This window comes from Nocardioides sp. (assembly GCF_031422975.1).
Classification (GTDB): Bacteria; Actinomycetota; Actinomycetes; order Propionibacteriales; family Nocardioidaceae; genus Nocardioides.
The window spans coordinates 1-2,227 of sequence record NZ_JANPEO010000294.1; the positions used below are offsets into that span (position 1 = coordinate 1).

General features: G+C 70.3%; 2 protein-coding genes. Both read left to right on the top strand.

Translation table 11 applies throughout. The features are described 5' to 3' along the window. A partial coding sequence (locus RMO85_RS08875; protein WP_310528364.1) for a dihydropteroate synthase occupies positions 1 to 903 on the top strand: 903 nt, incomplete at its 5' end. Between the two features lie 10 nt (positions 904 to 913). Continuing rightward, a complete protein-coding gene (kynU, locus tag RMO85_RS08880) occupies positions 914 to 2,155 on the top strand; it encodes a kynureninase (protein ID WP_310528365.1) in 1,242 nt (413 codons plus the stop codon). Positions 2,156 to 2,227: the final 72 nt, after the last annotated feature.

A 2,227-nucleotide genomic window follows, 5' to 3' on the forward strand; every position in this document is an offset into this window, starting at 1 on the left:
GTGATCACGCTCGCCGACCTCGGCTCGCTCCATCTCGATTACGCCGACGCGTGGCGGGCGCCGGTGACGCCCGTCGTGCTCACCGGACCGCACGGCGACGTCGTCGTCGGCGACGGCCCGGTCACGCTGATGGGCTGCGTCAACCTCTCCCGCGACTCGACCTATCGCGAGAGCGTGGCCACGTCGCCCGCAGACGCCGTACGGATGGGGAGGATCCAGGCCGCGCAGGGTGCCGCGATCATCGATCTGGGCGCTGAGTCGAGCAACGCCAAGGCGGCCCGGGTCGGCGCGGACGCCCAGATCGCGACCCTCGTGCCCGCCATCGAGGGCCTGGCCGAGCACGCGATCGTCTCGGTCGAGACCTACGAGCCCCACGTCGTGAGGGCATGTCTGCAGGCCGGTGCCCAGATCTTGAACATGACCGGCCGCGAGCACGAGGACGAGATGCTCACCCTCGCCGCGGAGCACGACGCCGCCGTGGTGATGTGCTTCGGCGAGGTCGCCAATGTGCGGGAGGCCTCCGACACGCCCCCCGACGCCGACCCGATGCCGGTGCTGCTCGAGCACTTCGGCGTACGCCTCGAACGAGCCCGCTCGCTGGGTGTCGAGCGCGTGGTCATCGACCCGGGGATGGGCTTCCACTACGGCAACCTGCTCGACCCTCTGGGCCGGGCGCGCCACCAGACGCGAGTCCTCTCCCAGACCTTCCGGCTGCGGCCGCTCGGCGCGCCGGTCTGCAACGTCGTGCCCCACAGCTACGACATCTTCGGTGACGAGTTCCGCAAGGCCGAGGGTTTCTATGCCGTGCTGGCAGCCCTCGGCGGCTCCCACATGCTGCGCATCCACGAGGTGCCCCACCTGCGCGTGGTGCTGGCGGCCATGTCAGCACTCGAGGTCCGATGAGGGAGAAGACATGACCGAGGTGACTCGCGAGGACTGCGTCGCCCGCGACGCGAGCGATCCGCTGGCGAGCTTCCGCTCGGAGTTCGTGCTGCCCGAGGGCGTGATCTACCTCGACGGCAACTCCCTGGGCGTGCTGCCCGCCCGCACGGCGGCACATCTCGAGCACGTCGTCACCCAGGAGTGGGGACAGGGACTGATCCGCAGCTGGAACGACGCCGGCTGGTTCGACAAGCCGCGCACTCTCGGCGACAGGGTCGGCGGCCTGATCGGTGCCGGCCCGGGCCAGGTCGTGGTCTGCGACTCGACCTCGGTCAACGTGTTCAAGGCGTTGTCAGCCGCCCTCGGGCTGCGTCCCGGTCGCGACGTGGTGGTGGGCGATCGCGACAACTTCCCCACCGACCTCTACATGATGCAGGGCGCCACCGGCACGCTCGGCGGCTACGAGCACCGGCTCATCTGGGCCGACGGTCCCGAGCTCGCCGACGTGCTCGACGAACGCGTCGCTGCCGTCGTGCTCACCCATGTCGACTACCGCACCGGCCGGATGTACGACATGGCCGCCGTCACCGCGCAGGTGCAGGCTGCCGGGGCGCTGATGATCTGGGACCTGGCCCACAGCGTCGGTGCCCTGCCGGTCGACCTCGACGGGTGCGGGGTCGACCTCGCGATCGGCTGCACCTACAAGTACGTCAACGGCGGGCCCGGCGCGCCGGCGTTCATCTACGTCGCGAGCCGGCACCAGGACTCGGCCAGTCAGCCGCTGTCGGGCTGGCACGGTCACGCCGAACCGTTCGCGTTCACGCCCGACTACGCGCCCGCGCCCGGCATCACCCGCTTCCTCGTCGGCACGCCGCACCTGCTCAGCTATGCCGGCCTGGAGTCCAGCCTCGAGATCTGGGACCGGGTCGACCTCGCCTCGCTCAGGGCGAAGAGCCTCGCCCTGACCGACCTCTTCATCGAGCTCGTCGAGGCCCGCGTCGGTGAGCACGTCGAGGTCGTCACCCCCCGCGACCACGCCGTGCGCGGCAGCCAGGTCTCACTGCGGCACGAGGACGGCTACGCCCCGATGCAGGCGCTGATCGAGCGCGGCGTGATCGGCGACTTCCGGGCCCCCGACCTCATGCGCTTCGGCTTCACTCCGCTCTATGTCGGCTACGCCGATGTGTGGGACGCCGTCGACGTACTCACCGACATCCTCACGACCGAGGTCTGGCGCGAGCCGCGCTACGCCACCCGCCACGCGGTCACCTGACCCTGGTGGGGGGATATCCATGGGCGGGATGGCTCGAAATCTGGCCGGATCCCCGCCATCCCGCCCATGGAT